Source organism: Rothia mucilaginosa (assembly GCF_901875305.1).
Lineage (GTDB): Bacteria > Actinomycetota > Actinomycetes > Actinomycetales > Micrococcaceae > Rothia.
In genome coordinates this window covers 117,087-139,531 of record NZ_CABFLY010000005.1, presented here as the reverse complement: position 1 = coordinate 139,531, position 22,445 = coordinate 117,087, and the positions used below count along the sequence as shown (strand labels likewise).

Annotated in this window: 18 protein-coding genes; 9 read left to right on the top strand and 9 right to left on the bottom strand. The window is 59.0% G+C overall.

Annotated elements, in window-relative coordinates:
• Positions 1-146 precede the first annotated feature (146 nt).
• Positions 147-1,781 carry a 2-oxoglutarate dehydrogenase, E2 component, dihydrolipoamide succinyltransferase gene (sucB, locus tag JX292_RS07150; RefSeq protein ID WP_204863027.1) on the top strand — a complete coding sequence of 545 codons (1,635 nt, stop codon included), beginning with the start codon at positions 147-149 and terminating at the stop codon, positions 1,779-1,781.
• Between the two features lie 161 nt (positions 1,782-1,942).
• On the opposite strand, the gene JX292_RS07145 is transcribed toward sucB, so the two are convergent.
• Complete coding sequence (locus JX292_RS07145) at positions 1,943-3,415, bottom strand: peptidase (protein WP_204863025.1); 1,473 nt, start codon at positions 3,413-3,415, stop codon at positions 1,943-1,945.
• A 192-nt stretch (positions 3,416-3,607) separates the two neighbouring features.
• Between JX292_RS07145 and lipB the strand changes: the two genes are divergently transcribed.
• The 4 genes from lipB (at position 3,608) to glnA (ending at position 8,083) form a co-directional block, all read left to right on the top strand.
• A complete protein-coding gene (lipB, locus tag JX292_RS07140; RefSeq protein ID WP_204863023.1) occupies positions 3,608-4,279 on the top strand; it encodes a lipoyl(octanoyl) transferase LipB in 672 nt (223 codons plus the stop codon).
• Between the two features lie 120 nt (positions 4,280-4,399).
• The gene (gene lipA, locus JX292_RS07135) at positions 4,400-5,407 is read left to right on the top strand and encodes a lipoyl synthase (RefSeq protein ID WP_204863022.1); all 1,008 of its coding nucleotides are present in this window, start codon (positions 4,400-4,402) and stop codon (positions 5,405-5,407) included.
• 206 nt (positions 5,408-5,613) lie between these two features.
• Complete coding sequence (locus tag JX292_RS07130) at positions 5,614-6,333, top strand: DUF4191 domain-containing protein (RefSeq protein WP_204863015.1); 720 nt, start codon at positions 5,614-5,616, stop codon at positions 6,331-6,333.
• A gap of 325 nt (positions 6,334-6,658) precedes the next feature.
• The gene (gene glnA / locus JX292_RS07125; protein WP_204863014.1) at positions 6,659-8,083 is read left to right on the top strand and encodes a type I glutamate--ammonia ligase; all 1,425 of its coding nucleotides are present in this window, start codon (positions 6,659-6,661) and stop codon (positions 8,081-8,083) included.
• 319 nt (positions 8,084-8,402) lie between these two features.
• On the opposite strand, the gene JX292_RS07120 is transcribed toward glnA, so the two are convergent.
• Complete coding sequence (locus JX292_RS07120; protein WP_204863010.1) at positions 8,403-8,783, bottom strand: PH domain-containing protein; 381 nt, start codon at positions 8,781-8,783, stop codon at positions 8,403-8,405.
• Between the two features lie 257 nt (positions 8,784-9,040).
• Here JX292_RS07120 and JX292_RS07115 point away from each other — a divergent pair, with 257 nt between their 5' ends.
• Complete coding sequence (locus tag JX292_RS07115; protein WP_204863008.1) at positions 9,041-9,538, top strand: GNAT family N-acetyltransferase; 498 nt, start codon at positions 9,041-9,043, stop codon at positions 9,536-9,538.
• A gap of 273 nt (positions 9,539-9,811) precedes the next feature.
• A complete protein-coding gene (gene budA, locus JX292_RS07110) occupies positions 9,812-10,561 on the top strand; it encodes an acetolactate decarboxylase (protein ID WP_204863007.1) in 750 nt (249 codons plus the stop codon).
• Positions 10,562-10,660: 99 nt separating this feature from the next.
• Here the strand turns inward: budA and JX292_RS07105 are convergent, their stop codons facing one another.
• Both JX292_RS07105 and JX292_RS07100 read right to left on the bottom strand, forming a co-directional pair.
• Positions 10,661-11,089 (bottom strand): HIT family protein, encoded by a 429-nt coding sequence (locus tag JX292_RS07105; RefSeq protein WP_204863004.1) that lies wholly within the window; start codon positions 11,087-11,089, stop codon positions 10,661-10,663.
• A 77-nt stretch (positions 11,090-11,166) separates the two neighbouring features.
• On the bottom strand, positions 11,167-11,844 hold the full coding sequence (locus tag JX292_RS07100; protein ID WP_204863003.1) for an MBL fold metallo-hydrolase: 678 nt from the start codon (positions 11,842-11,844) through the stop codon (positions 11,167-11,169).
• Between the two features lie 160 nt (positions 11,845-12,004).
• Between JX292_RS07100 and JX292_RS07095 the strand changes: the two genes are divergently transcribed.
• Positions 12,005-12,469 (top strand): Fur family transcriptional regulator, encoded by a 465-nt coding sequence (locus JX292_RS07095; protein WP_204863002.1) that lies wholly within the window; start codon positions 12,005-12,007, stop codon positions 12,467-12,469.
• Positions 12,470-12,634: 165 nt separating this feature from the next.
• Here JX292_RS07095 and JX292_RS07090 read toward each other — a convergent pair whose 3' ends face one another.
• The 5 genes from JX292_RS07090 to JX292_RS07070 all read right to left on the bottom strand — a co-directional run bounded on the left by JX292_RS07090 (position 12,635) and on the right by JX292_RS07070 (position 18,177).
• Positions 12,635-13,555 (bottom strand): metal ABC transporter permease, encoded by a 921-nt coding sequence (locus JX292_RS07090; protein ID WP_204863001.1) that lies wholly within the window; start codon positions 13,553-13,555, stop codon positions 12,635-12,637.
• Positions 13,552-14,457 (bottom strand): metal ABC transporter ATP-binding protein, encoded by a 906-nt coding sequence (locus JX292_RS07085; RefSeq protein WP_204863000.1) that lies wholly within the window; start codon positions 14,455-14,457, stop codon positions 13,552-13,554. The genes JX292_RS07090 and JX292_RS07085 overlap by 4 nt, the downstream gene beginning before the upstream one ends.
• Positions 14,458-15,459 (bottom strand): metal ABC transporter solute-binding protein, Zn/Mn family, encoded by a 1,002-nt coding sequence (locus tag JX292_RS07080; protein ID WP_204862999.1) that lies wholly within the window; start codon positions 15,457-15,459, stop codon positions 14,458-14,460.
• Between the two features lie 277 nt (positions 15,460-15,736).
• Complete coding sequence (locus JX292_RS07075) at positions 15,737-16,831, bottom strand: hemolysin family protein (protein ID WP_204862992.1); 1,095 nt, start codon at positions 16,829-16,831, stop codon at positions 15,737-15,739.
• On the bottom strand, positions 16,828-18,177 hold the full coding sequence (locus JX292_RS07070; RefSeq protein ID WP_204862990.1) for a hemolysin family protein: 1,350 nt from the start codon (positions 18,175-18,177) through the stop codon (positions 16,828-16,830). The genes JX292_RS07075 and JX292_RS07070 overlap by 4 nt, the downstream gene beginning before the upstream one ends.
• A 529-nt stretch (positions 18,178-18,706) precedes the next feature.
• Here JX292_RS07070 and JX292_RS07065 point away from each other — a divergent pair.
• A complete protein-coding gene (locus JX292_RS07065) occupies positions 18,707-22,411 on the top strand; it encodes a multifunctional oxoglutarate decarboxylase/oxoglutarate dehydrogenase thiamine pyrophosphate-binding subunit/dihydrolipoyllysine-residue succinyltransferase subunit (RefSeq protein ID WP_204862988.1) in 3,705 nt (1,234 codons plus the stop codon).
• The last annotated feature ends 34 nt before the right edge of the window (positions 22,412-22,445 follow it).

Sequence of the window (22,445 nt, the reverse complement as noted above, 5' to 3'; positions counted from 1 at the left end):
TTAGGTCATAGGCGGTAACGGGCGTATCCGCTGAACTACGCCCTGCACCCGGATGCGCATCCTCCGGTTTTGAGCCGGGGTGCGCATCCGGGTTGCCGCCCACATTTTTCTAGTTCAAGCATTCACCAAGGAGAACGGGAAAGATTATGTCCCACACCGTAGTACTGCCCGCACTGGGCGAGTCCGTGACCGAAGGTACCGTCACCCGCTGGCTCGTAGAGGTCGGCGACACCATTGAGGTTGACGCCCCCCTGGTTGAGGTTTCCACCGACAAGGTTGACACCGAGGTTCCCTCCCCCGTAGCAGGCGTTGTCGAGCAGATTCTCGTTCCTGAGGACGAGGACGTCGAGGTTGGCGCTGCTCTGGCTATCATTGGCGACGGTTCCGGCGCTGCAGCTCCGGCCGCTCCCGCCGCTGCTGCTGCTCCGGCCGCTCCCGCTGAGCCTGCCGCTGCTCCCGCTGCTGCTCCGGCTGCTGGCTCCGCTTCCGGTACCGAGGTTCTGCTGCCCGCTCTGGGCGAGTCCGTGACCGAGGGCACCGTGACCCGCTGGCTGAAGGAAGTTGGCGAGCAGGTTGAGGTTGACGAGCCCCTGGTTGAGGTTTCCACCGACAAGGTTGACACCGAGGTTCCCTCCCCCGTTGCAGGTACCCTGCTCGAGATCCGCATCCCCGAGGATGAGGACGCCGCTGTTGGCCAGGTTCTGGCTATCATCGGTGACGCTTCCGCTGCTGCAGCTCCGGCCGCTCCGGCTCCCGCAGCTGCACCGGCCGCTGCTCCTGCTGCTCCGGCTCCGGCCGCAGCTCCCGCTGCACCTGCCGCTCCGGCAGCTGCTGAGGGTGAAGCATACGTGACCCCGCTGGTCCGTAAGCTCGCTAAGGACAACGGCATCGACCTGTCCACCGTGAAGGGTACCGGTGTTGGTGGCCGCATCCGCAAGCAGGATGTTCAGGCTGCTATCGCTGCCAAGGGTTCCGCAGCTCCCGCAGCTGCTCCCGCCGCAGCTGCTGCTCCGGCAGCAGGCTCCGCAAAGGCTGCACACACCTTCGAAGTTTCCCCCAAGCGTGGCACCGTCGAGAAGACCGCACGCATCCGCCAGGTCATTGCAAAGCGTATGCGCGAGTCCCTGGACATCTCCACCCAGCTGACCCAGGTCACCGAGGTTGACGTGACCCGTGTTGTTCAGCTGCGTGCAAAGGCTAAGGACGGCTTCGTTGCTCGCGAGGGCGCAAAGCTGACCTTCCTGCCCTTCTTCGTCCAGGCAACCGCTGAGGCTCTGCAGCAGCACCCCGCTCTGAACGCTTCCATGACCGAGGACTACAAGCAGATTACTTACCACGGCTCCGAGAACATCGCTATTGCTGTGGACACCCCCAAGGGTCTGCTGGTTCCCGTCATCAAGAACGCTTCCGACCTGGGCATTGCTGGCCTGGCAAAGGCTATTGGCGACCTGGGTGGCCGCGCACGTACCGGCGACATCTCCCCCGAGGAGCTGTCGGGTTCGACCTTCACCATCACCAACATTGGTTCCTTCGGTGCACTGTTCGACACCCCGATCATCAACCAGCCGAACGTTGCAATTCTGGGTACCGGTTCTATCGTGAAGCGCCCCATGGTTGTTAAGGATGTTGACGGTAACGACGTTATCGCTATCCGCTCCATGTGCTACCTGTCCCTCACCTACGACCACCGCGTGGTCGACGGTGCAGACGCAGGTCGCTTCCTGCACACCGTCAAGACCCGCCTGGAGGAGGCAAACTTCGAGTCTGAGCTGGGCCTCTAAGACCTGCGTAGATTCAAGGAAGTTTCCTTGCGGCGGTACCCTGACGGGTAACCGAGCGTAGCTCCCCGGTTTTTCCGATGGCACGTAAAAGCGGCGGCCCCATCCACTTCGGTGGGTGGGGCCGCCGCTTTTTGTATCTCTATAATGCAGGGGTTACAGGGTTACACGGGTTCGGCGCGGATGATTTCCCAGCCTTGCTCTCCGCGGTGTAGCTCAAAGATAACTTTTTGGCGAGTGACACCGTTTTCTTCGCTGAGCTTGCGGGCCTGTTTTTCTTCCGCACTGGGCCGGTAGCCGGATGCTGAAATCACCGCGACGACGCGCAGGTCCGCTCCGTCTCCGGCGGAATCTTCGATGCGTTCGAGGGTGAGTTCGGCTCCGCCTCGGGCGCGGCGTTCGCGGTTACGCTGGTCGAGGAGGGCTCTCAGCACCGCCTCTGGATTTTCGTGTGTCCTATCCCCCGTCTCTGATACGTCGGGAGTATCACGGGCTACGGGTGATTCGGTGGAGACAGCATGTACCCGGGCCGAGGCTTCCCCCGCTCCCCCGTTAAGCACCAGCGTGCTTGCAGAGGCCGCGAGCACAGCCAGGGTCAATGCAGTAACACCTATCCGCGTCGAGGTGCTAAAGCGCGGGCTTTTCGTGGAGCTTCTGTTATCACCCGCAACGAGGCTTACGAGCCACCGGATGGGAGTGAGGGGAAGTAATCTCCCGGAGGCACGCCTTATCGACCTTCCGCGTTGTTTGATAATCCCGAGGGATTCCAAGGTTTTGCGGATCTTCTCTTGGGTTTTCTCGAGCGGGGTGTTTCTCATGTTGCCCTCTTGCTGCGGGGCGGTGGGTATCAGCATCCGGGCACGTTCGGAGCAGCTGAGGTACACGTTAATGGGTCTGAAGTTGCAGTCGAGATTAAGCACAGGTCTTAAACCGATGCGAGCCAGTTGGGCGGCGGGAGCATCCAGTAGGTACTCGAGGGCGCGGCCGAGGCTTCGGGCTTGATTGGTTTCGGTTTTTGTTCTGGGGCTAAGACGCAGGCTAAGGGGTACGCGGGCGGCGGTTGGCTCGGGGTTGTACCCGCAAGCGGCATACCAGAGCAGGGCGGCAGCGGAGCGTACGTACTCTCCCACCCAGACGTAGCGTGTGAGTTCCGTGTTCTTTTGGAGGTCGTGCTCCGGGCCAAGGTAGGAGCTCTCGGGGAGTAGTAGCCGGGGTTTGCCGCTGGCTGTGAGCCCCACATACTCGGCGGAGATTATGGCGTGGCGTTCACCCGCTTCACGTAGGGTCTCGATGGATTCTTGCAGGGCGCAAGCCAGGGTTAGAAGCTCTTCGATTTCTAGCGAGCGCATGGCCAGCAATCGGTCCAGTGTTCCTGCATCAAACGGTTCGTAGTAGAGGCTTACTGCGTTGTTTTCGTCTGAGGGGCTAACTTTCCCGTAGATTCGTGCAAGCCCCGGGCCGTTTGGGGGCATCGTGGCCATCGGTTTTCCCGGGTTGTTGAGGATGCGCAGGGTGTAGCGTCCCGGGCGCAGAACCGGTTCTCCGGTACGCATTCCAAAGGGGCAATCAACAATGTGCAGGGTACCCAGGGATGTGTTTCCGATGGTTTCGAGCGGGAATACTTCATCGCTATTCATAATATAAGAGTATCAAATTATATTAAATAACTTTATTAGACACGCAAAGGTTAAATTTCAGCGCCTATGCACCATCTTCTGGCACTTTTCGCTCACCCTCACGCAAAGCGTTGCGATGCCTCGTGTTCGCTCACCATATGATTCAGGGCTCCCTAATTTTTATCAGCTCATCCACAGGTCTAATGTAGAAGTATGTCTGTGACTATTGAACGAGTGGGCTTCGCCCCGAACTATGTGAACTATGTCGAGTGCCTCGAGAACCAGTACCGCATCCATGATGAGGTGGCCAACCGCACCCGCCAGAACACCATTCTTCTGCTGGAGCATGAGCCCGTCATCACGGCCGGTAAGCGCACCGAAGACCACGAGTATCCCGCAGATAAATCCACCCCGGTCGTCAAGATTGACCGCGGTGGCAAGCTCACGTGGCACGGCCCGGGTCAGCTGACCGCCTACCCTATCCTTCGCCTACCCGAGCCCATTGACGTGGTAGCCTACGTGCGCATCGTCGAGGAAATTATTATCAATGTCTTGGCGGGCTTGGGTATTAAGGGTGAGCGCGTCGAGGGTCGTAGCGGCGTGTGGATTCTGGGTGATGGCAAGACTCAGGATAAGAAGATTGCCGCTCTGGGTATGCGCGTTTCGCGTAACACCACGATGCACGGCTTCGCCATCAACTGCTGCAACGACCTTGAGCCCTTTGCTCAGTTCATCCCCTGTGGCATTAGCGATGCGGGCGTCACCTCAATTTCGGAGCAGCTCGGTCGCACCGTCACTCCTGCAGATATTTTGGAGCCGCTTGAGGCAGAACTGGTAAAGTACCAGGACCGTTTGGCTGAATCTTTCGAGCCTATTAGCGCCTAAGTAACTGGCCCGTCACCTGCACGTCATATATTAAACTCACTTACACTTACGCCGTACCGGGCGTAGAATAGGACGTGGCCCGAATGAGCAGAGGGCACGTCGAACCCAAGGAGAAGACTTTTGAGCACCAAGCCTGACGGACGCAAGCTGTTGCGTGTGGAGGCTCGCAATGCCGAGACCCCCATCGAGAAGAAGCCTCACTGGATTAAGACCAAGGCCATTGTCGGCCCTGAGTACAACGAGATGCGTGAGCTGGCTCGTGGTCAGGGCCTGCACACCGTGTGTGAAGAGGCTGGTTGCCCCAATATTTACGAGTGCTGGGAAGACCGCGAGGCTACCTATTTGATTGGTGGCTCCGAGTGCACCCGTCGTTGCGACTTCTGCAATATTGCGACCGGTAAGCCCGTCGCAGTGGACTACGCAGAACCCTTCAAGGTGGCAAAGAATGTGAAGGTCATGGGTCTGCGCTACGCTACCGTGACCGGCGTGGCCCGTGATGATCTGGAGGACGGCGGTGCGTGGCTGTATGCAGAGACCACCCGCCAGATTCACAAGATGTGCCCGAACACCGGTGTTGAGATGCTCGTTCCCGACTTCAAGGGTGTTCCCGAGCACGTCCAGAAGGTGATTGACGCTAAGCCCGAGGTGTTCGCGCACAACCTGGAGACCGTCCCCCGCATCTTCCGTCAGATTCGTCCCGCGTTCCGTTACGAGCGTTCTCTGGACGTCATTACCCAGGCGAAGGAAGGTGGCATGGTCACCAAGTCCAACCTGATTCTGGGTATGGGTGAGACCGACGACGAGATTTACGAGGCTCTATGCGACCTGCACGATGCTGGTTGCGACATCATTACCCTCACCCAGTACCTGCGCCCCGGCCCGCTCTTCCACCCCATCGAGCGTTGGGTGAAGCCGCAGCAGTTCGTGGACTTCGCAAACATGGCGGAGGAGATTGGCTTTGCCGGGGTTATGGCAGGCCCGATGGTTCGTTCTTCCTACCGTGCGGGTCGTCTGTGGGCTCGTGCGATGCGTAAGAACGGCTACCCCATCCCTGAGAATCTCTCCCACATTGAGAGTGAGGGTGCTGCCCTGCAGGAAGCCTCTTCTCTGGTGGCTGCGGGCTACTAAGCCGTTTCAGATTCTGTCTGAGAGTGTGGAGGCTCCCCAAACCCGGTGTTCAGCTGGTGTTCGGGGAGCCTCCATTTTATACCCCGGTCTTTGTGCGGGTAGGGTAAACTAGATAAATTGCAGGCACACTGCATCGTTACGTCACTATGGTTCCGTGAGCGTTTGAGGCGCTTCGGGGCCGCGGAAGAACCACCGAGGAAGACATCGTGGCAGATAAGCGCGAAGAGAAGAAAAAGAAGAAGAAGGAACGCACTCCGGGCACTTTCGCCCAGATGAAGCAGGTCTACCAGATGACCAAGAAGTCCGACCCGAAGATTGGTTGGATTCTGAGCCTGGCCGCCCTGGGCACCCTCCTGGTCTTTATCCTCATTGGCGTTGCTCTGGGTAACTGGATTACCTTCCTGATTCTGGGTCTGGGCGCTGCTGCTGTCGTGGCAATGCTGATTCTGAGCCGTCGTGCGGAGGCCGCTGCTTTCTCGCAGATTGAGGGCCAGCCTGGCCGAAGCGGTGCAGCCATGAACTCGGTGCGTCGAGGCTGGCAGGTTGAGGAGCAGCCGGTGGCCGCTAACCGCAACCAGGATATGGTGTTCCGTGCACTGGGTCGTCCCGGTATCGTGCTGGTGACTGAGGGTCCCCACAGCCGCGTGAATGCTCTGGTGAGCACCGAGAAGAAGCATTTGAATCGTGTGGCTCCCGGCGTGCCTGTGCACGTGATTGAGACCGGTCATGATGAGGGCCAGGTGGAGCTCAAGGACGTCGTGAAGACTATGAACAAGCTGCCCAAGGCTCTGACCCAGCAGGAGGTGCAGGCGGTGGGCGGTCGTTTGAAGACCCTGAACCACATGCGCAACCCGATGAACGGCCTTCCCAAGGGTATTGACCCGATGCGTGCACGCCCCGATCGCCGTGCGATGCGCGGCCGTTAGGTAACGCTTCTGAGGGCCCCGACTTCTCCCCTGTGGAGGGGTCGGGGCCCTCATTGTGTCTAAGGCCGGTATTGTGAGTAGTGTCCCGCTGTCAGTCGTGAATGATGAGGGGTTAGGGGAGTACAGCGGCAGAGATGTTACCTGTTTCCCAAATTTGTAACATTGACGAAACACGTTAGTCATGCACCCGAAAAAAATACCCACTATGCTGGATATGTCCGGGTGATTCGTGATTCGCCCGAAACCGACACTAGACAAACAGGTTGAGCTGTCGCGGCGGGTTACGATTCTCCCTCCGCACTCAATCAAACAAGGAGCAGTCCTCATGTTTACCAGCCCTCAGGAAGTCCTCGATTTCATTAAGAACGAAGACATTGTCTTCGTTGACATCCGATTCACTGACCTGCCCGGTGTGCAGCAGCACTTCAACCTTCCGGCTAAGGCTATCGATGACAATTTCTTCGTCAACGGTCAGCTTTTTGACGGTTCTTCCATCCGCGGCTTCCAGGGCATCGCTGAGTCCGATATGCAGCTGATCCCCGATGTTCAGTCCGCATACGTTGACCCCTTCCGTCTCGAGAAGACCCTGGTCATCATCTGCTCCATCGTGAACCCCCGTACCGGTGAGCCCTACCACCGTGACCCCCGTGGCGTTGCTGAGCGTGCCGAGGCATACCTGCAGTCCACCGGCATTGCAGACACCGCGTTCTTCGCTGCCGAGGCTGAGTTCTTCGTCTTCGAGGATGTGCGCTACCAGGTCGAGCCGAACTCCGTGTTCTACAAGATTGACTCTGACGAGGCTCCTTGGAACAGCGGTCGCAAGGAAGAGGGCGGCAACCTGGGTAACAAGACCCCCATTAAGGGCGGTTACTTCCCTGTCTCCCCCATCGACAAGCAGGGTGACCTGCGTGACGCTATGAGCGTTGCTCTGGATGAGGTTGGCCTCGAGGTTGAGCGTAGCCACCACGAGGTGGGCGCAGCCGGCCAGGCAGAGATTAACTACAAGTTCGACACTCTGACCAAGGCTGCTGACGACCTGCTGAAGTTCAAGTACGTTATCAAGGGCACCGCGGATGCCTGGGGTAAGTCCGTAACCTTCATGCCGAAGCCCGTATTCGGCGACAACGGTTCCGGTATGCACTGCCACCAGTCGCTGTGGCAGAACGGTGAGCCGCTGTTCTACGACGAGCGCGGTTACGCTAACCTCTCCGACATCGCTCGCTGGTACATCGGCGGTCTGATTGAGCACTCTTCCTCTGTTCTGGCCTTCACCAACCCGACCGTGAACTCTTACAAGCGTCTGGTTCCCGGCTACGAGGCTCCCGTGAACATGGTGTACTCGCAGGGTAACCGTTCGGCTGGTATCCGTATTCCGATTACCGGCACCAACCCCAAGGCTAAGCGCCTTGAGTTCCGTGCTCCGGACCCCTCGGCTAACCCCTACTTCGCATTTGCTGCTCAGCTGATGGCTGGTCTGGACGGTATCCGCAACCGTATCGAGCCGCCCGCCCCGGTTGACAAGGACCTGTACGAGCTGCCCGCTGAGGAAGCTAAGGACATCAAGAAGGCTCCTGCTAACCTGGAGGCTGCTCTGGAGGCTCTCGAGGCTGACCACGACTTCCTGCTCGAGGGCGGCGTGTTCACCGAGGACCTGATTCAGGCCTGGATTGATTACAAGCGTAAGAACGAGCTGGAGCCCCTTTCGCTGGTTCCGCACCCGCTTGAGTACCAGCTGTACTACGGCGTCTAAGAGCTTGCTTCATTCAGTAGCTAGCCTGTGATTGTTCCCCGCATACCTATGAGGTGTGCGGGGAACAGTCGTTTATTGGGTTTCTTCTTCTACCGCAGTGGTGATTCAGGTACCTATTCCGGAGGCGGTGGTCCGCTCAGGGCGTGGGGCTGAGGATTCAGGGTGGCACGCCCCGTATTGCATGTTCTGAGTTGTGGCTGTTGGTTTAGGCTTATGCCTCGAATTTGCACTTAGAGTAACTCTAAGGATTAACCTAAAGATGCTGGCGTTCCTCCTACTTACGTCGTGCAACCGGGAGGGGCGCCAGCATCTTTATGCCTTAGTGCTGCTGAGACTTTAGAACCTGCTGGGCAATAATCCAGTCAAGCTTGCGGACATCTACCTTTCGCCCCAGCTTGATTTTGATGTATCCCACCTTTGTCCACAGAGCAATTTCACTGTTTACATCGAACAAGTTTCCGGCGTTCTCTGAAGACCACATATGAATCGAAGAGTAGGGCAGCGAGTACATTTCTACCTTTTTACCTGTTAGACCTTGAGCATCGCGGATGATGAGTCGGTGAGTGGTAAAAATCGCGGAATCACGAAAAGTAGCGAAGGCCGCGACAGCACTTTCGCCAGGCGTTAAAAGAGCTTGGGCATCCGGCGGTACAGGAATTTCTGATTGAAGGGTCCAGGTCATGATAGCTGCGATAGACATAGGAGTGTCTCCGAATCGTTGAGTGACAATAGCTTCATCAGTATAGAGCTTTATTATTTTATGTGCCCTCCCAACGGTTATCTGTTGGAGGGCCCGGCGCAAACGTTGAATACATTGATACGACAGGTTTATCCGCCGCTGCTATCGCCCCCTCCCCACACAATTTCATAGAGCGGCTTATTCGTTCTGCTCCTGCACGCCGCTTCTCTTAATGAGGTACGCTCATTGCCTAACTACGACGAAAGGACGAGCCCCTTTTGCTTTCCCAGCCTTGCACTCCCCCTCGTTTTCAGGCTAAACGTTTTGACAAGCTGACCCTCCGTGAGCTTCAGCAGATTCAGATCACCCGTTCCCTAGTTTTTACTGTGGGTCAGCAGATTCTAGCTCAGGAGCCAGACGAAGCAGATTTCGAGTCTGTTCATTTCTTCCATGCAGATGAGTCTGGGCGAATCCTGGCATATCTACGTCTCTTCGACCTTATGACGGTTGATGATGGCTATCATCGCCCTATCGAGGGCGCTTGGACTCTTGGACGGGTAGCGGTACGTGAGGAAGCACGCGGCACCGGCCTGGGGCGTGCTCTGCTGAGTGAAGCGATTGAATGGGTCAAGGAGAATACGGATGCCCGTCAGCTGGTGATTAGCGCCCAGTCATATCTCAAAGATAGCTACTACGGTGCAGCGGGGTTCGTGCAGGTGGGTGAGCCGTACCTTGAGGTCGGTATCGAGCATGTGGAGATGATTTTGAAGCTCTAAAATCTCATAGCGGGCGCAAAGAGCATGGGAGCATACCATAAGATACCATCTTTACAGGTCCCAGTACAGGTCCCAGGATTTTCACGGACGGGCGTACAATGGAAATGCGAGCGCCCGGCCTGCGTCACCTACGAATTCCTCGAGAAACGACATCACACGCCGTGTTCTCAGTGCCGCCCACCTGAGTGCCCTAACGCCTCCCGGGGCGAGCATCGCCGATGACCGACCGATTCGTCTGACGCCGCGTATCAACTGTCAACCAGGAGAAATACTATGGCATACCAGCCGACTATCCTAAACGGTGAAACCGTTTTTCGTAATGAAGTTTTCCAGACCGGTCTCATGTCCCAGCTACTGGACGGTATCTACGATGGTGAAATGACTATCGGTGAGCTCCTGAGCCACGGTAACTTTGGCGTGGGTACCTTCAACGGCCTCGACGGCGAGATGGTCGTCCTCGACGGCGTCTGCTACCAGGTACGTCACGACGGTTCCGTCTCCCTGCCCGATTTGCGCCAGCAGACCCCCTACGCTGTCGTTACCAACTTCGTGCCCATGATTAAGCGCGAACTACCGCAGAACCTGCTGCGTAAGTCTGCCTCGCAGATTCTGGATGACTTCACCGTCTCCAAGAACTACATGTACGCCATCAAGATTTACGGCGAGTTCGAGTGGGTCCGCACCCGCACCGTCATCAAGCAGGAGAAGCCCTACCCGAAGATGGTTGCGGCCACCGAGAATGAGGACATTGTCCAGTTCGACAACGTGACCGGTACGATTGTTGGCTTCCGCACCCCCATCTACGAGCAGGGTATTTCCGTGCCCGGTTGCCACGCCCACTTTATCGACGACGATCACGTTCAGGGCGGCCACGTGGTCGACTTCAAGCTGCGTTCGGCAAGCGTTGAGATTTGCCCCGGTACCGGCCTGCAGTTGCACCTGCCGCTGACCCCCGAGTTCTCCTCCGCTAACCTCTCCCCCGAGGACCTGGCCGATCAGATTTCCAAGGCTGAGAAGCACTAAGGGTCCTCTCTGCAAGCAACACGCGATATGAAGGAGCCGCCCTCTACTGTCCCGTAGAAGGCGGCTCCTTCATCTGTATCGACACTGTAAGAGGTGTGTTTATGCCTCCGGCACGAACTCGCCGTGACCGCGCTTGCGCAGGGCGGCACGCACCTTCTCGGCGGCCGCGTCCAGCTCTTCGGCGGTGGCGTCCTTCTTGGCGTTGGCGGGGTCGTACTCAGCCATGCTGTCAGCCGGGAACAGGTGGATGTGGGTGTGCGGCACATCGAAACCGGCAATCATGAGTGCCACACGGTCCTTATCGAAGGCTTCGTCCAAAGCACCAGAAATCTTGTGTGCCACAGAGAACAGGTGGGCAGCCAAGTCTTCGGGCAGGTCGGGCCAGCGGTCAATCTCCGCACGGGGAACAACCAGCAGGTGGCCTTCAGAGGCGGGCATGATGTCCATAAAGGCCACGCACTGGTCGTCCTTCCAGACGAAGCGGCCGGGAATCTCGCCGTCAATAATCTTGGTAAAAATCGTGCTCATGGTATCTCCTTTGATAATGCCCCACCGCTCACGCAATTAACGCGTGGGCAGTAGAACGGGTAGTACGGGAATGAGGGTTAGTCTTCAATCTCGATGCTCTCACCGGGGTTCAGGTGCTTCAGCTCGGTACCGTACTTGCCGCCGAAGTTCGTCACCAAGCCCTCAATAATACCGGTACCATTCTGGTTGATCATACCGTTGTGAATCGGAACCACACGCTGAGCGCCGGTAGCAATCACAAAATCAATGACCTCCTGAACCTTTGACCAGGGTGCGTGAATCGGAACCAGAACGGTCTGAGCCTTCACACGGTGGGGCACCACGAGGGAGTCGCCCGGGTGATACACGCTGTTGTTGAACAGGTAGCCGACATTGCGGATTACGGGAATCAGCGGGTGAATCAGGGCGTGCTGGCCACCAAAAGTCTTCACGTCAAAGCCATGGATAGCAAACTCGGTGTCTGCCTCCACGACGGTCACCTCAGCCTCGGGTGAGGCTTCCAGAATGACCTGGGCAACCTCGGGAACGGCCCAGATTTTCAGGGGGTTACCCTCTGCGATGCGCTGGGCAATAATCGGCAGTACCGAGGGGGCGTCAAAGTGGTCGGGGTGGGCGTGGGTAATGAAAAGGTACTCCGCACCCTGCAGGGCCTCGGCATGCTCGCCTTCGGGGGCAAAATTACCGGGGTCAATCACCAGGATGTGTCCGTCGTTTTCGATACGGATGCTGGAGTGGGTGTACTTTGTTAGCTTCATGTGTTTTAGTCTACTCTTATACGCCCCCTATTCCTGCGAAAACTTCACTTTTTGAGATAAACTGCAAATCAAGAGCTTTCTATGTGGCTTTAGTGTACAGTTCTATACACAAGATTAACCGTGACTATTGGGGCGGTCCTCCGCCCCGAAAGGTTCATCAATGGACACTCATATTCCTGTTCGGAGAATTACAAAGCCCGCCGAAGCCCGCAACACACGTCAACGCCGTATCATCAAGGCCACGATGGAGGAGCTCGGCGATTTTATTTCGGCACAGGATCTGCACCTCACCCTCGCAAACCGCAAGGAACAGGTCTCCCTCGCAACCACCTACCGCGTGCTACAGTCTCTAGCTAACACCGGCGAACTGGACTCGGTGAAGGGCGTAGAGGGCGAAACCCTGTACCGCCACTGCCGGGCCAAGGAACACCACCACCACCTGCTCTGCCGCCGATGCGGCACCGCCATCGAGCTGGAAGCCCCCGAGTTCGAGGATTGGGCGCTGAGCATGGGCAAGAAGTACGGCTTCTCGGAGCTCGAGCACGTGGTTGAAGTGACCGGCTACTGCCCTGATTGCACCCTGGCCCTGCGAGAAGAAGAAACGCAGAACGAATCGGCCCGCTAGGATCGATACGCCGTCCCAGAGACGGTTGGGATTCTGATCAAATACCGACGAACCCCACCAATAGCACGACAACACACAGGGCGTTGAGACCCCAACCCTATAGCACGACGTGAAAGAGCCCCCGCTTAACCCGAGCGGGGGCTCTTTCACGTCTGCGGACGGAAGCTAGTTCTTTGCCACCAGGTGACGACCCGACGCGCTATAGCGGCGCTTCACGGCCCCCACCACACGGCACACCAGGTAAATCAGGAAGGAAATACTCGTCACGTACGGGCTAATAGGCAGGGAGCCAGCCAACGCCAGCATAATGCCGCCCACAATAGAAGCCTCGGCGAAAAGCACCGAAAGCAGCAGCGTCCGCAGCGGGGAAGCCGTCACCTGCATCGCTGCCGCCGCCGGAGTAATCAGCAAAGCCAGCACCAGCAACGAGCCAACCACCTGCACCGACAGCGCCACCGCAATACCGAGCACAACCATGAACACCAACGAAAGGAAGCGCATCGGTACACCCTTCGCCCGAGCCACATCCGGGTCAAGGGAAGCGAAGCTCAGGGGCCGCCACACAATAACCAGCAGGGCAATAATGACCACCGCACCAATAATCATGGTGTTCAGCTGGTCGGCATCCACAGACACAATCTGGCCGGTCAGCAGGCCAAACTTATTCGCGCTACGGCCCTGATACAGCGACAGGAACAGAATACCCAGGCCCAGGCCAAAGGGCATGAGTGCACCAATCACCGAGTTCGATTCGCTCGCCTTGGAGCCAATCATCGCAATCAGCAAGGCCGAAGCAATTGAGCCAATCATAGATCCGGTCACCACGTCATAGCCCAGAAGCAGAGCCAGGGCTGCACCCGCGAAGGACATCTCCGAAACGCCGTGCACCGCGAAGGCATGATCACGCATCATCACGAAAATGCCGACGAAGCCGCCGATGAGGCCCAAAATTGCGCCGGCCAGAATCGAGTTCTGCAGCATGTGCAACAACTCGCCGTAACGGTCAAACACGAAGATGCGCGAGAGCAAATCACCCTGCGTGGTGGATGCAGCGGCCAACACGGGGAAGGAAGAGAGTATGGTCATCGTGTGGTTCCTCCCGGAAGGTGCAAAGTGCCAGATGCATCGCCGGGCTGTACCTCGGCTCGCAGGTGGGCGCCGTGAATGTTCTGGTCGCCACCTTCAACATGGCAGTGATCGCTGGCGTGAGTCTCCCCCACCACCACGTAGCGGCCATTGGATTTGAGCACACTCACCGGAGTTCCGTACAGAGAGGTGAGGGTCTCACTCGTCATAACCTCCTCGACCGAGCCGACCGTAAAGCGGCCGTTGGCCAGGTAGAGCACACGATCCACGTGCTCAATAATCGGGTTGATTTCGTGCGTCACGAAAATCACCGAGACCCCGCGCTCGCGGTTGAACCGGTGAATCAGCTCCGCCACGGCGTACTGGTGGTTCAGATCTAGGGAGAGGAGCGCCTCATCAGCTAGCAGAATCTTCGGGTCGTTCGCGAGGGCCTGAGCAATACGTAGGCGCTGCTGCTCACCGCCGGAGAGCAGACCCACCGGAACGTTCGCGTATTCGGTCGCACCGACGGCTTCGAGGAGTTCGCCGACCTTGGCACGGTATTTACGGCCGTGCAGGCGGATGCCCCAGCGGTGTCCGTCCACGCCCAGGCCCACGAGGTCGCGGGCGCGCATCGGGGTGGAGGGGTCAATTGCCTTCTGCTGGGGCACGTACCCGACGCCGGGATTGCCCAGGCGTGCAGGCTTGCCGAGCACCGAAATTTCGCCGGAGTTAAGACCTGTCAGACCGAGGATGACCTTGAGGAAGGTTGATTTGCCGGAGCCGTTCGGGCCGAGCACCGCGAAGTACTCCCCGGCTCCGATATCAAGGGTGAGATTTTTCCAGAGGGTGCGGGCCCCGAAAGCGAGGCTACCCCCGCGAATCGAAATCGCGGGGGCGGCACCGTTATTGTTATCAGTCACTTAGGAGAGCGCCTTTTCGAGGTTGCTGACGTTGGTCTTCATCCATGCCAGGTAGCCGGTGTTCTCGGGCAGGGTTTCGGTGAAGGATACGTAGTTCACGGAGGCGTCCTTCGCAGCCTGCAGGACCTCGTTGGTCTGGGAGGTAGCGGTCTGCTCGTTATAGGCCAGTAGCTGCACCTTCTTCTCGCTGATGAGGTCCTTGGTTTCCTTCAGCACGAGGGCGGGAACGTCGTTACCCGCCTCGACGGCCTCAGCAAACTCACTGGGGGTTGCGTTCTCGGCGCCAGTAGAGGAAATCAGGTAGTCGGGTACGGGCTCGGTATAGAGGTACTTCTTGCCCGCACCAGAGATGGCCTTTGCAGAGGCTTCGAGGCCGTCCAACTCCTTGACGAAGTTAGCTACGTTCGAGCGGTAGGCCTCAGCGTGCGCGGAGTCCAGGGTGGCGAGGTCCTCGGCAATCTGCTGGGCAACCTTCTTGACGGTCTCGAAGTCGTACCAGAGGTGCTCGTTGAACTCGTGAGCGTGGGCGTGATCGCCACCGTCCTCATGGTGTTCGCCGCCGCGGTGGTCATTCACCAAGTGGTCGTACTCTGCGTCGGTGAGTTTACCGCTGACCTTGACCGCGTTCACGACCTTCTGGGAGGCGTTATCCTTACCGGCCAGGTCTTCGAGGAACAGGTCGTAGCCCGCGCCATTGATAACAATCAGGGATGCGTCCTTAGCCTTGAGACGGTCGGAGCTGGTGGCTTCGTAAGAGTGGGGATCGGTACCGGTGGAGGAAATCAGCGCGCTAACCTCAACGTTATCGCCACCGACCTGCTTCACGATGTCGGCGTACACGTCGGTAGAGGCGAGTACCTTAACCTTGCCATTCGATTTGCCGGAGGAGTTCGAACCGGAAGGGCTGTTCTCGGTGGCGCAACCGGTTAGAAAGAGGGAGGTCGCCGCGAGGGACCCCAGCGCGGTGAGGAAGTGCTTGCGGGTGATGGGGCGATGCGACATATCGTTCTCTTTCTGCTCGTTTTCTCTGCTGATGCGTTTCTTCCGCTCTTAACTACACCATGCGCATACCCGTATAAACAACTCTTTATTCATTGCCCAGGCCCGGTGAATACCTGCGTTCGGTACCCATTGGAGACATACCTTATCGATGGTTCAGGTAAACGAATGCCCCGTACTTCAGAGCTGTGGGCACTGAAGCACGGGGCATCGTTTCTGCCGCGGGCGGCTCTCAGACGGCAAGAGCATCGAGGAGCCGAACCAGGGCGCGAGCATCTCTTTAGTCGGCGTCCCGACCCGTAGCTCGGGCTCGCTGACGGCGAATACGTTCGCGCACCTCGTCCTGCGTGGTGTCGTTGATTTCGCCGACAAGTTCCTCGAGTACGTCCTCCAGGAAGACCACGCCCAGGGTGCGGCCGTGACTGTCCATAACCTGCGCGATGTGGGTTCGGGTGCGTTGCATCGAGGTCAGAGCGTCGTCGATATCCGTGGTCGGCGAGAGCGTGTCCAGCGAGCGCAGCTTATACCAGGGGAAGGGCTCGTTGAACCGCTCCGGGGAGATAGCGAGCGCATCCTTCACGTGCAGGTATCCCATGTAGGTTCCGTCGCTGTCGGTGATGACGAATCGTGAGTAGCCGCTGCGGGCTACGGCGTGTTCCAGCTCGGCGGGGGTGCTGCCGAAAGGCAGGGTGATGAGCTTGTCACCGGTCACCATGATGTCGGAGATTTCCTTCTCGGTGAACTCGAGGGCGCCTTCAATCACGCCGGCGTCGTCCTCCACGGTGCCTTCGGCGGTTGAGGTGGCCACGATGGTCTGCAGCTCGCCCAGGGTGAAGGTCGAGGCGACCTCGTCTTTAGCTTCGACCTTCATGAGGTGCAGCAGGCCGTTGGAGAGGTTGTTGAGCAGGGCAACGATGGGTGCGAAGACCTTGGAGACCCGTACCAGCGGCGGTACGACCCAGAGGGCCAGGCCTCGAGCGGCGAGGGTGACGGTCGCGTTCTTGGGCACCATTTCACCAAAGATGACGTGCAGGTAGGTGACCAGGATGAGGGTGATGCCGAAGGCCAGCACATCGACAACCATGGTGGGTAGACCGACCAGGTGCATGGGCGTCTCCAGCAGGTGGTGCAGTGCAGGCTCTGAGACGTTCAGGATGAGCAGTGAGCAGATGGTGATGCCCAGCTGGCAGGTGGCGAGCATGAGCGAGACGTGTTCGAGAGCGTAGATGACGGTCTGCGCCCGTTTGTTGCCGTCCTCCGCCAGAGGTTCGACCTGTGCTCGTCGAGTGGACATGATGGAGAACTCACCGGAGACGAAGAAGGCGTTTCCGGCGAGCAGCAGGACCAGCAGTGCGATGGCTACCCAGTCGTTCATGCGCGTACTCCCTTCTTCGGTGCGGTGTCCTCGTGAACCGAGTTTTCTTCGGGGGCGGGGGTGAATCGGATGCGGTCCACGCGCCGGCCTTCGAGGGCGTCGACGCGCAAGGTGCCCCCGGTGACCGGGACGGTGTCGCCGATTTCGGGGATGCGGCCGAGCCGATCCATCATGAAGCCGCCAACTGTTTCATACTCGGAGCTTTCCTCAACCTCGAGTCCGGGGATGAGGGCGTTGATTTCGTCGGGGCGGCGCAGGCCAGAGAAGACCCAGTCGCCGTTGCCGTAGCGCAGGGGACGCTCGGTGCGTCCGCGGTCGTGTTCGTCGGAGACTTCGCCGACGATTTCTTCTACGAGATCTTCTAGCGTTGCGATGCCCGCGGTTCCGCCGTATTCGTCGAGGACCACGGCGAGCTGTAGGGCTCCCTGGCGCAGCTGGGTGAGCAGGGCGTCCAGGTGCAGGGTTTCGGGGACCTGCAAGACATCTTCGGCGAGTGTGCCGGCTTCGAGGGTGCCGCGCACTTCGGGGGGAACGCCCACGGCCTTCTTGACGTGTACAACGCCCACGATGTTGTCGTGGTCGCCCTTGTAGAGTGGGAATCGGGAGTGTCCGGTGGAGCGTGCCAGCTCGATGATATCGCTGACGGGTGCGGTGTCTTCGAGCATGGAGACCTGGCCTCGCGGGGTCATGACCTCGGAGGCGGTCAGCTCGGAGAAGCGCAGGGTACGGTCCAGGAAGCGGGCTACAGCGGAGTCGAGGGTGCCTTCCTTGGCGGATCGGCGCACCATCGAGGAGAGCTCGTCGGGGGTGCGGGCGGCGGAGAGTTCTTCCTTGGCTTCCATGCCGAATCGGCCCAGAATCCAGTTTGCGGAACCGTTCATAATGCGTACGAGCGGCGAAATAATGCGCGTAAAGTTCAGCTGGAAGGGGGCAAGACGGCGGGCCATGGTGTAGGGGTCCGCGATAGCGAGTCCCTTGGGCAACAGTTCGCCCATCACCATGGATAGCAGGGTCGCGATGAGCATCGCGAGGATGAGGGTCAGGACGTCGGTTATCCCGCTCGGTAAGCCCAGACTGCCGATGGCGCCCGTCGTGAGTGCCTTGATGGCGGCATCCAGGGTGTAACCGGTGAGCAGGGTGGTGATGGTGATACCGATCTGGCAACTGGAGAGCTGCGTAGACAGGGTCTTAAGGCAGTGCAGGACGGCATCTGCGGCCTTGTCGCCGGAGTCTTTGGCCTGTTGCACGGTGGCGGCTTCGAGGGCCACGAGAGAGAATTCGACGGCCACGAAGAATCCGGTTCCCAGAATGAGTAGCAACCCAATCAGCAGTAGAATCAGATCCACTCGGTCACCGCCTCATGTTGGGGCGAGGGGCCAAGTTTGGGGAGAGTAGCGGTCGGGCTGCGGAATAGTGCGGATACTCCGCGTTGGTCTGTGTGTACGTTCGTACTCGAAGGGTCATCCATACCCCATATTCTAGCGAAGGTTCTGTACCGCTTCGTGGCTCATTGTCGGTTCTGTTCTAGGCGGAAGGCCTCGTGAGGGGCTTTATGACAACCCTTACCTTATTTGAACCGTGTTGAGTGAAAAATTGCATTGTCTACATGCTGTTCTCAGCTGGAAACTTCACGGTGATTCTCTCTACACTTATACATAGGAGCATGAGTGTGCCGCCAGGTAGCGGATGATCTCCGACGTTCACGGCACGCTAGGCAGGTTTGTACGGTGCGAACCCCGCACATACGGCCTCTACTGCAGGCGATGCGCGCATGCTCAGCGTGATGATTCGCCCCTCGAAGACGCGGGTCGTCTATGCCGGGGTGAGTCCCGGACGCGACGGATAAATTCACACTAATTGGAAGAGGCGTTTAACGTGCCAAATCTGCCAGAACATCTGGTGCCTGAGGAATTTGCCGGTAACGAATGGTTCGTTGAAGAACAGTACGAGCGTTACCAAAAGGACAAGAACCTCGTGGACCCTTCATGGTGGCCCATTTTTGAGACCATCGACAAGGCGCTGGGAGGCGCCGGTACCGCGAGTGCTCCGAGCCCCGCCGTAGCCGCACCGGCTGCTCCCGTGGCTCCCGCAACTCCCACCGCCGCTCCTGCGGCTCCCGCAGCCCCCACCGCTCCCGTGGCATCGAAGCCTACGAAAGCGCCTGCTGCCCCCTCCCCCGCACCTGCTACTCCGAAAGCTAATACCGTGGAACCTGCTGAAGACAAGATTGTCCCCCTGCGTGGCCCCGCCAAGGCGGTCGTCACGACCATGGAAGAGTCGCTGACCGTCCCCACCGCTACGACTGTTCGTGCGGTCCCCGCTAAGCTCCTGATTGAGAACCGTAGCGCCATCAACAAGTACCTGGCCAGCACCCGCGGCGGTAAGGTTTCCTTCACCCACATCATTGGTTACGCGGTCATCCGCGCCGTTGCGGCTATGCCCTCCATGAACGTGACCTACAACGTGGACGAAAAGGGTAAGCCCGTTGCTGTTCACAATGCTCACGTGAACTTCGGCCTGGCAATTGATATTCCCCGCCCTGATGGTTCGCGTAACCTGGTGGTTCCGAACATTAAGGGTGCTGAGCAGCTGAGCTTCCGCGAGTTCTGGGACGCTTACAACGACATCGTCAAGCGTGGCCGTAACGGTGCACTGACCATTGAGGACTTCCGCGGCACTACTGTGTCGCTGACCAACCCCGGCGGTATCGGTACCGTTCACTCGGTGCCCCGTCTGTCGAAGGGTCAGGCCGCCATTATTGGTGTGGGTGCTCTTGAATACCCGGCTGAGTTCCGTGGTCTGTCCGAGAAGCTCATTACTCAGCAGGGCCTGTCGAAGATTATCACCCTGACCAGCACCTACGATCACCGTGTGATTCAGGGCGCCGGTTCTGGCGAGTTCCTGAAGCTGGTCGAGCACTACCTGCTCGGCGGCGATGACTTCTACGACGCTATCTTCCGCGACCTGCGCATCCCGTTCGAGCCGGTGCGTTGGGCCCGTGACAACCACATCGATGACGAGCACGAGATTTCGAAGGTCGCCCGTATTCAGCAGCTGATTCACGCGTACCGCGTGCACGGCCACCTGACCGCGGCCACCAACCCCGTCGGGTATGAGATGCGTTCGCATCCGGACCTGAAGCTAGAGCGCTACGGTCTGACTCTGTGGGATTTGGACCGCGTCTACCCGACCGGCGGTTTCGGCGGTGCCGAGCGTCTGCCGCTACGCACCATCCTGGAGCGTCTGCACGAGGCATACTCGGGTTCCCTCTCGGTCGAGTACATGTACTCCGAGGACCCCGAGGTTCGCGCATGGTTCCAAGAGCGCATGGAGCGCGGTGCCGCTAAGCCCACCCGTGAGGAGCAGTTGCGTGTTCTCTCCAAGCTGGTTGAGGCTGAGGCGTTCGAGAACTTCCTGCAGACCAAGTACCTAGGTCAGAAGCGCTTCTCCCTGGAGGGTGGCGAGTCCCTGATTCCGCTGCTGGACGCTGTTCTGGACAAGGCAGCTAACAAGGACCTGAAGGGTGTTGCCATCGGTATGGCACACCGTGGTCGTTTGAATGTTCTGACCAACATTGCGGGCAAGTCCTACGCTCAGATTTTCCGTGAGTTCTCCGGCACCGCAGCACCCTATGAGGGTGGCTCCGGTGACGTGAAGTACCACCTCGGCACCGAAGGTGTCTTCACCTCCGACTCCGGCAAGCAGACCCAGGTGTACGTGGCCGCAAACCCCTCGCACCTCGAAGCCGCTAACACCGTGCTCGAGGGTATCGTCCGCGCTAAGCAGGACGTCTACCGCGAGCAGGGCGTTGAGGGCTACCCGGTTCTGCCGATCCTGATTCACGGTGACGCCGCGTTCGCTGGCCAGGGCATCGTTATGGAGACCCTGCAGATGGCAGGCTTGAAGGCGTACACCACCGGCGGTACCTTGCACATCGTGGTGAACAACCAGATTGGCTTCACCACCCTGCCCAACGATGGCCGCACCGCAACCCACCCCTCCGATATCGCGCGTATGACTAAGGCCCCGGTCTTCCACGTCAACGCTGATGACCCGGATGCTGTGGTCCGCGCCGCACGCCTGGCCTTCGAGTACCGCGAGCGCTTCGGCCGCGATGTGGTTATCGACCTGATTTGCTACCGCCGCCGCGGTCACAACGAGGCCGATGACCCGTCGATGACCCAGCCGAAGATGTACCAGGACATCGACGCACTGCCCTCGACCCGCACCCTGTACGCACAGGATTTGGTGGGCCGTGGCGATGTCTCCCAGGAGGAGGCAGACGAGGTTCTGGATTCCTACCACTCGAAGCTGGACGCTATCTTCGTCGAGACTCAGTCCTCGGCACCGGCTCCGTCCGCTCCTCACGTTTCGGGCCTGGAGCTGCCGGCTGCTCAGCAGAACACCGAGGTGGTTCACGCAGGTAAGACTGCAATCTCCTTGGAGACTTTCCAGCGTATTGCTGACGCTTTCGGTCAGGCTCCCGAGGGCTTCACCATCCATAAGAAGCTGAAGAAGCTCATGGATCAGCGTGTTGAGATGGGCCGTAGCGGTCATGTGAACTGGGGCATGGGTGAGTTGCTCGCCTTCGGTTCGCTGCTGCTGGAGGGCACCGACGTTCGTATGAGCGGTCAGGATGTTCAGCGCGGTACCTTCGTTCAGCGTCACGCGGTCCTGCACGACCACCTGACTGACGAAGAGTGGTCGCCGTTGCAGCACCTTTCCGAGGATCAGGGTAAGTTCCGTATCTACAATTCTTTCCTCTCGGAGTACGGTGTGCTCGGCTTTGAGTACGGTTACTCGGTGGAGCGCCCCGACTCGCTGGTCGTGTGGGAGGCTCAGTTCGGTGACTTCGCCAACGGCGCCCAGACCATCATCGACGAGTTCGTGTCTTCTTCCGAGCAGAAGTGGGGCCAGCGCTCCTCGCTGGTCATGCTGCTGCCTCACGGCTACGAGGGTCAGGGTCCTGACCACTCTTCGGCACGCATCGAGCGTTACCTGCAGCTGTGCGCTGAGAACAACATGACCGTTGCGGTCCCCTCGACCCCGGCTTCACACTTCCATCTGCTGCGCCGCCACGCTCAGCACCGCCCGTACAAGCCGCTGGTGGTGATTAGCCCCAAGCAGCTGCTGCGTCTGAAGGCTGCCGCCTCCTCGATTGAGGACTTCACCGAAGGCTCGTTCCAGCCGGTGATTGGCGACCGCTCGGGTATTAACCCGGCTCAGGTAGAGCGTCTGGTCTTCGTGTCCGGCCGCCTCTACTACGATCTCGAGGCTGAGCGCGAGCGCCGCGGCGACACCAAGACCGCGATTGTCTCGGTGGAGCAGCTGTACCCGCTGCCTGAGAAGGAGATCAAGGGCCAGCTTGCCCTGTACTCCAACGCTACCGACGTTGTGTGGGCTCAGGACGAGCCGGCTAACCAGGGTCAGTGGCCGTTCATGGCGGTCAACCTGTTGCCGCTGCTCGACCGCCGCGTGCGTCTGGCTTCCCGCCCGGCCGCTGCTTCCCCGGCTGCCGGTACCGGCAAGCTGCACGCTGCTGAGAACGAGGCTCTGCTCAAGCAGGTCTTCGAAGGCTAACCGGTTGAAGCTCTAACCGTTCATCACCCGTCGC